This is a genomic window from Gammaproteobacteria bacterium (assembly GCA_013696315.1).
In the GTDB taxonomy this organism is placed as follows: domain Bacteria; phylum Pseudomonadota; class Gammaproteobacteria; order JACCYU01; family JACCYU01; genus JACCYU01.
Genome location: JACCYU010000167.1, coordinates 1 through 8,053, shown reverse-complemented (window position 1 = coordinate 8,053; position 8,053 = coordinate 1). Strand labels below are relative to the sequence as shown.

Below are 8,053 nucleotides of genomic sequence, written 5' to 3'. Positions count from 1 at the left end.
GAACGAGCGCAACATGCCGGCCACGTCCTTGAGCGGCGCGTGCTTGATCCGCCGTTCTTCCAGGGTACGCGCGGGCTCGCCTTCGAAGTCGATAATCACGAAGTCGTTATGCGCCAGCAGCACCTGGCCCAAGTGATAGTCGCCGTGGTAGCGGGTTTTGAGTCCGTCGATATCAGCCGTCGCGCTGGCGCGGATACGGTTCATCAATGTCTCGCGCGCGGCTAGCAGTGCGCGTACATCCGGATCGTCGCGACTGTCGCTTTGTGCGAGCAGGTCAAACGTCTGGTCGGCTTCGTCGGCCGCCTGCGCGACCCAGGATTCGATGTCGGCGCGCGAGATCGGCTCGGGATCGAAGGCAGCATCGCCGGTGGTCGCGGCCAGTGCGGTGTGCAGTTCGCCCGTGCGGAGCCCCAGCGTACGCATCAGACCCAGGAACAGATTGTGCGCGGCGCGCGAGACATCGTCCGCGCCGGTGGCGACGTCTTCCAGAAACCGTCGCAGGTAATCCACGGTATATGACCAGCCGCTTCCCTGATTGGGCACATGGCTTTGCAGGATAGCCAGAGTTGTACAGTCGCCTTCCACGGGTTGGTATTCGATACCGCCCGCCACCGCGCCACTGTGGGCAAAATGCGAGCTTTCGGTTAAGAAACGGCCGATTTCCAGTTCGGGGTTGAGCCCGACCTGCGGGCGTCGGTAACCTTTCAGGAACATCCGCTCGCCGATTACCACCGTGGTGTTGCTGCCTTCCGCGCCCGGCGAGGAGGCTGCGCTGTCGGCGATCGATTCGCCCGCGATTTCGCCGAACATGCGAGTCGGTGCGCAGCGCATGACGCCGTTATCCAGTCTGAACTCGCGACCGGCGCCGATTGCGTCGACCAGCGCCTTGCTGAACGACTCGTCGGCGAACCCATCGATGATGATGCCGGTGCGCGCCTGTTGACGCACCCGCGTGATCGTATAGGCAAGCAGGGCGTTGACCCTGCCGACGTCCTGCTCCCAGATCAGCGATAATGGCACAAAATAGTCGTGCGCCACGCCGCGCTCGGTCGTCACTCGGAACAGGGCGAGCATGCAGTGAGGTTCATCGATAATCGCCTGGTCGACGAACTCGATGCTGGCAATGGTTTCGCCCTTGGCGGCGAACCAGCGCTGATTGGCTATGAAGGCGGGCAGGGCCTTGCGCAAAAGCTGATCGCGCGCGCGCTCGGCGACCGCCTTGCGAGACGGTTCGATTTTGTCCGGAAGCAGGCCGTGGAGTCCACCGTGAAGTACCGTCATGGGCAACTCCCGGGGTGCGCGATGATCTTCGTGCCAGCTCGGCACCTGCGCATCCGAGGTTAGCAGGAACCAGTAAAATCCGTGACCGGGTAAAGTCAGAAAATAGGGGAGCTCGCCAATGGGCGGAAACGATGTGCGGCCCATCATTTCCACCGGCACCTTGCCATTGAAGCGTGAGAGATCCAGTTCCACGGGCTGCGCGGAGCGTCCGAGATTGGCGACGCACAGAATGGCCTCATTCTGATACTCGCGCAGATAAGCAAGGATCTTGCGGTTGCCGGGATGCAAAAACGTGAGCGCGCCCCGGCCGAAGGCCTGATGTGCCTTGCGCACCGCGATCAGTCGCTTCATCCAGTTAAGCAGGCTGGATGAACTGCGCGCCTGCGCCTCCGCGTTGACCGCCGCGTGCCCGTAAAGCGAATCCATCAGCGGCGGCAGGTATAGCCGCTCGGCGTCGGCGCGCGAAAAGCCGGCGTTGCGATCGGGGCTCCACTGCATGGGGGTGCGCACGCCGTTGCGGTCGCCCAGATAAATGTTGTCCCCCATGCCGATCTCGTCACCATAATAAATCACTGGCGTGCCCGGCATGGACATCAGCAGGCTGTTCATCAGTTCGATCTTGCCGCGGTCGTTATCCAGCAGCGGCGCGAGCCTGCGGCGTATCCCGATGTTCAGCCGCATGCGCCGGTCCACGGCGTAGGTCTGATACATGTAATCGCGCTCGCGGTCGGTGACCATCTCCAGGGTCAGCTCATCGTGGTTGCGCAGAAAGATCGCCCACTGACAGGTTTCGGGGATGTCCGGCGTTTGTTCCATGATCTCGACAATGGGATGCCGGTCCTCCTGCGCGATCGCCATGTACATGCGCGGCATCAGCGGGAAGTGATAGGCCACGTGACACTCGTCGCCGTTGCCGTAATATTCCTGCACGTCCTCCGGCCATTGATTGGCTTCCGCCAGAAACATGCGGTCCTGGTAGTGTTCATCCACCACTTTGCGCATGCGCTTGATGACGGCGTGGCTCTCCGGCAGATTCTCGTTGGTGGTGCCCTCGCGCACGCAGAGATAGGGAATCGCGTCCAGACGCAGGCCGTCCACGCCGATGTCCAGCCAGAACTTCATCACGCGGATGACAGCCTCGACCACCTTCGGGTTGTTGTGATTCAGATCCGGCTGATGCGAGAAAAACCGATGCCAGTAATACGCGCGCGCCACCGGGTCCCAGGCCCAGTTCGACGCTTCCGTATCGGTAAAGATGACGCGAGTTTCCGAAAATTTCTGATCCGAGTTGCTCCACACGTAGAAATCGCGCTTGGGCGAGGTGGGGCTTGCGGCGCGGGCCGCCTGGAACCAGGGATGCTGATCCGAGGTGTGATTAATGACCAGCTCGGTGATGACCCTCAAACCCCGCCGGTGCGCCTCGCGCACGAAGGTGCGAAAATCCTTGCGCGTGCCGTAATCCACATGCACCGCGCGGTAATCGGAGATGTCGTAGCCGTCATCGCGTAGCGGTGACGGATAAAACGGCAGCAGCCACAAGGTGTTGACCCCCAGCTCCTGCAGATAATCGAGCTTTTCCGTCAGACCGCAAAAATCGCCGATGCCGTCGCCATTGCTGTCGTAAAACGCCTTGACGTGCAGTTCGTAAATGATCGCGTCCTTGTACCATAGGGGATCGGCGGCCGGCGCGATGTCGGGTTCGTCGGTGGTCGGGGCGAGGGTCTGCTGCGGATCATTCATCATTCAGACTGGCCTCTCTATGCGGAGCACATGCGCTGGCTGGCCTTGTGGATTCAGCGCGACATAATGATCGACGCCGTGCCAGGTGTAACGCGCGCCGGTCAGCAGGTCGTGCGCCACAAATGGTTCATGCGCCGATAGACCGACGTCTTCCGGCGTCAGGTGCAGCCATCCGGCCTGCGGGTGATGAGGATCCAGATTGACCACCACCACGATGACGTTGTCCAGGTTCTCCACGGTCTTGCTGTAAGCGATCAACTGCTCGTTACTCGTGGTATGAAACTTGAGCCGCCAGTTCGATTGCAGGGCCCGGTTCTCGCGCCGGATGCGATTGACCCGCGCGATCAGCGGTCTGAGGCTGTCAGAGCGATCCAGCGCCCATGCGCGGGTCTGATACTTCTCGGAATCCAGATATTCCTCGCTGCCTGGCTCGCGCGGCACGTGCTCGCAAAGCTCGAAGGCGGGTCCGTAGATACCGTAACTGGCGCTAAGCGTCGCGGCCAGAATATAGCGAACGATAAACGCGGGCCGGCCGCCGGTTTGCAGGTATTCGTGGAGGATATCCGGCGTGTTGGGCCACGGGTTAGGACGGAAGAACTCGCGCGCCTCAGTCTGGGTGAGCTCGGTGAAATACTCGGTCAGGTCCCAGCGTTCGTTGCGCCAGGTGAAATATGTGTAGGACTGACTGAAGCCCAGCTTGGCGAGCTGATACATGATTTTCGGCCGCGTGAATGCTTCGGCCAGAAACAGCACGTCCGGGTATTGCTGCTTGACCTCAGTGATCAGCCACTCCCAGAAGCGGAACGGCTTGGTGTGCGGATTATCCACGCGGAATACGCGCACGCCTTGTCCGATCCAGAACAGGAACACGCTTTTAAGCTCCTGCCACAGTGCCTGCCAGTCGGCCGTTTCGAAATCCAGCGGGTAGATGTCCTGGTATTGCTTGGGCGGATTCTCAGCGTACTGCACCGTGTTATCCGGGCGCCATCGAAACCATTGCGGGTGCTCTTTCACGTACGGGTGATCCGGCGAACACTGAAATGCAATGTCCAGCGCGATTTCCAGATTGTGCTGTTTCGCCTTGGCGACGAACGCGCGAAAATCCGCCTGGGTGCCGAGCGTCGGCGCTACCGCCTTGTGACCGCCGTCTTCCGCGCCGATTGCCCACGGACTGCCAGGTTCGTCCGGCGCGGCGGTGGGGCGGTTGTTACTGCCCTTGCAATGCGTTTTGCCTATCGGATGGACGGGCGGCAGATAAAGAATATCGAAGCCCATGTCCGCAATGTAAGGCAGGCATTTCGCCGCGTCGCTGAAGGTGCCGGATCCGCAGGAGCGCGGAAACATCTCGTACCAGGCGGAGAAGCGTGCGCGTTCACGATCGACCACCACCGCCAGGTCCCTATCGAACTTCGTGATGCGCTCCTTTTGCGGTGTGCGCGCCATCAGCAAGGCCAGGTCCTCGTCCAGCGCGACCTGCAGTCTGGCCTCGTCGTTACCATCGCCGCGTAGCGCTTTTATCGACGCTTTAAGCCGGCGAGCATCCGAGCTCTTAAGATTCGATGAAGCGTGTTCCAGCAGGTTGGCGCCGATCAGAAACTGCAGCGCCACGTCCTGTTTTGCCGTGACTCTTTTCTTGAGGTCGCGCCGCCAGGTGCCGAACGCATCCACCCAGGCCTGCATGGTATAGCGGTAGCGCCCGAGCTGATCCAGCTCAAATTTGGCGCGCCAGCGGTCGTTGACCAGCGCCTGCATCGGTATCTCATGCCAGCCGCGTTCGTTCTCGTGACGATACAGGAGCCAGGCGGAAATTTCGTCGTGACCGTCGGCGAAGATGTCGGCCTCGATCTCCATAGAGTCGCCGATGACGCGCTTGACTGCGAACCGCCCGCCGTCGATCTGCGGTTTGACGCCTTCGATAACGACTCTGCGGCGGCCATGCGCGAGCAAGGTATCGGTCTCACTCATAACGGCGTCACGAATGACGGCGACACGGGTTTCAGCAACATCACCGCCAGCGGCGGCAGATTGAGATACAGCGAGTGCAGCCGTCCGTGGGCCGGCAGCGGTGCGGCCTCGATTCGTTCGATGCGATTGTAACCGCTGCCGCCGTAACGGCTGGCGTCGCTGTCCAGCAGCACCTGCCAGAAGCCACCCTGCGGTACGCCCAGGCCGTAATTGTCACGCGGCACCGGCGTCATATTGCACACCGCCAGCAGCACGTCATCGGCATCGGCGCCTTTGCGCAGAAAACTCACGACGCTCTGTTCGCGATCACTGAAGTCTACCCACTCAAACCCATCCTGCGAAAAATCATTTTCAAACAGGGCCGGCTGTTCGCGGTACGCGCGATTCAGGTCTTTTACCCATTGCTGCAGGCCATGATGACGACCGTCAGCCAGCAGATGCCAGTCCAGGCTGTAATCGTGCGCCCATTCGTTCCACTGGCCGAAATCGATACCCATAAACAGCAGTTTCTTGCCGGGGTGCGCATACATATATCCCAGCAGCAGGCGTAGATTGGCGAAGCGCTGCCAGTCGTCGCCAGGCATTTTGCGCAGTAGCGAACCCTTGCCGTACACGACCTCGTCGTGCGACAGCGGCAGTACGAAATTTTCGGTAAACGCATACCAGATGCTGAAGGCGAGTTGATCCTGATGATGACGGCGATGAATGGGTTCGAGACTAAAATAATCCAGGGTGTCGTGCATCCAGCCCATGTTCCACTTGCAGCCAAAGCCTAAGCCGCCGGCGTACGTGGGCCGCGACACCATGGGCCACGACGTGGATTCTTCCGCGATGGTTTGCGTATCCGGGTGTTCGCCGTAGGCAGCCTCGTTGAGCTTGCGCAAGAAGGTGATCGCCTCCAGGTTCTCGCGCCCGCCGTGCGGGTTCGGGATCCATTCGCCGTCCTGACGCGCGTAGTCCAGGTAAAGCATGGACGCCACCGCGTCCACGCGCAGTCCGTCGACGTGATACTTGTCCAGCCAGAACAGCGCACTCGATAACAGGAACGAGCGAACTTCGTGGCGCCCATAGTTGAAGATGTAGCTCTTCCATTCCGGATGGAAGCCCTGCCTGGGGTCGGTGTGCTCGAACAGATGCGTGCCGTCGAAATAGGCCAGCCCGTGCAGGTCGCCGGGGAAATGCGACGGCACCCAGTCCAGAATCACCCCGATGCCTTGCTGGTGCAGAGTTTCGATCAGATACATTAAATCCTGCGGCGTGCCGTAGCGCGCGGTGGGCGCGAAAAACCCGGTGGTCTGATAGCCCCAGGAGCCGTAGAACGGATGCTCCATCACCGGCATGAACTCGACGTGCGTGTATCCCATTTCCAGCACGTAGTCGGTCAGCTGCTGGGCGAGTTCGATATACGACAGCGAGCGCTTGTCGTCTTCGGGCACCCGTCGCCAGGAACCGAGATGCACCTCGTAGATGGACATCGGCGACTGCGCGCTGTTGGCCTTGTGCCGCTCGCGCATCCAGTCCCCGTCGCGCCATTCGTAGGCCATATCCCACACCATCGAGCCGGTGTTGGGCGGCGTTTCCCATCGGAACGCGAACGGATCACCCTTGTCGGCGCGATAGCCATGGTACTGAGATTCGATGTGATACTTGTAGATCTCGCCGTGCGCGAGTCCCGCGATAAATCCTTCCCAGATGCCGGAGCCATCCCAGCGGGCATCTAGCAGATGCGCATCCGGATTCCAGCCGTTGAAGTCGCCGATGACCGACACCCGGCTCGCGCTCGGCGCCCACACTGCAAATTGCACGCCCGGCTCACCGTTGACCGTAACCAGATGCGCGCCCAGCTTTTCGTAAAGCTGCGTGTGACTGCCTTCCTTGAACAGGTAGACGTCGTGTTCGGTCAGCAGGCCGGGCTTATCGATTGAAGTTGCCATTAACATTCCGCAGATGTGCTTGTAGATCGAAGAACTTATTCTTGGAGGTAACGTTTAACGCATCGGCGCACGTTGATGCAACGAGGCGTTGCGTGTTATTGAAACTGTTTCGTGCCTACTTACTGCGCATGAGCACCGCCACCGGCAGGTGCGCGAATATCTCGGTGACCGCGAACGCGGGCGCATCGTCTCGCGCCAGTACTTTTATCGGCTCGCCGGTTAGCGCGTTCACGTAAGCCCCCGCCAGGCTTGCTTGCGGCGCCTGCAGCCAGGTGTCCGCCCACGCCTCGCCGACCGGTAGCGCCGCGCCGCCCCCCGTTATTCTGGCCAGCAATCGCGGCGCGACGACGATCAGTTCCTGTGCTTCGATGGCGCGGGCGTACGCACACAAATGGCCGGCCGCGGGGCCGGTTGTTTCCAGCGCCTGATAATCACCGTTGCGGAACAGCGCCGGATGCTCGCGCCGCAGATTCAGCAGCTTCCACGTGATATACAGTTTGATGCGACTGTCTTCCGGGGTGTCCAGCAACTCGCGCACCCGGGATGCCTGCGTGCCCGCCGGTGCATCCACGAACTGCAAGAGTTCGTTCAACATCCGCGCGCGAAAGCCGTAGTCGACCGGGCGCCGGTTGTCCGGATCCACCAGGCTGAAGTCCCACACCTCGTTGCCCTGGTAGATGTCCGGCACACCAGGCATGGTGAATTTCAGCAGGCACTGCGCGAGGCTGTTGTACATGCCAATCCGCGCAATGCGTCGCTGGAACGGCAGGAAATCATCGAGAAACAGATTGTTGCCGCGCTGATCCAGAATCGCCTCGATAAACTGACTCAGCGTCTGCTCGTAAGCCTCATTGGGGCTGAGCCAGGAACTGCGTCGTTTGGCCTCGCGCGCGGCCTTGAGCATGTAGTCCTTGATGCGCTGTACGTATTCGTCGTGGCCTTGCTCATCGAGCGCATGCAACGGCCAGCTCCCGATCAAGGTCTGGTATAGCAGGTACTCGTCGTTGCGATCCGGTGCGAGTTGCTCATCGACTTTATGTTTGCGGCTGCGGTTGATGCGCGCCCAGCGAGATATGTTTCTATCCCAGTCGCGCGCCAGTTCCGAGAGCACGTTAATGCGCGCCCGCACATCC

Annotated in this window: 4 protein-coding genes; all 4 read right to left on the bottom strand. The window is 60.7% G+C overall.

The window, feature by feature from the left end; translation table 11 throughout:
- Window positions 1-3,021: maltose alpha-D-glucosyltransferase (gene treS / locus H0V34_10010; protein ID MBA2492012.1), on the bottom strand; the 3,021-nt coding region annotated here is incomplete at its 3' end.
- A gap of 3 nt (window positions 3,022-3,024) precedes the next feature.
- On the bottom strand, window positions 3,025-4,986 hold the full coding sequence (locus tag H0V34_10005; GenBank protein ID MBA2492011.1) for an alpha-1,4-glucan--maltose-1-phosphate maltosyltransferase: 1,962 nt from the start codon (window positions 4,984-4,986) through the stop codon (window positions 3,025-3,027).
- Complete coding sequence (glgB, locus tag H0V34_10000; protein MBA2492010.1) at window positions 4,983-6,926, bottom strand: 1,4-alpha-glucan branching protein GlgB; 1,944 nt, start codon at window positions 6,924-6,926, stop codon at window positions 4,983-4,985. The genes H0V34_10005 and glgB overlap by 4 nt, the downstream gene beginning before the upstream one ends.
- Before the next feature lie 109 nt (window positions 6,927-7,035).
- Window positions 7,036-8,053, bottom strand: a 1,018-nt coding sequence (locus tag H0V34_09995) for a malto-oligosyltrehalose synthase (GenBank protein MBA2492009.1), incomplete at its 5' end; no start/stop codon positions are given.

Excerpts from the sequence above, each read along its gene's own strand:
- H0V34_10005 (MBA2492011.1), bottom strand. The coding sequence starts at position 4,986 with ATGAGTGAGACCGATACCTTGCTCGCGCATGGCCGCCGCAGAGTCGTT.
- glgB (MBA2492010.1), bottom strand. The coding sequence starts at position 6,926 with ATGTTAATGGCAACTTCAATCGATAAGCCCGGCCTGCTGACCGAACAC.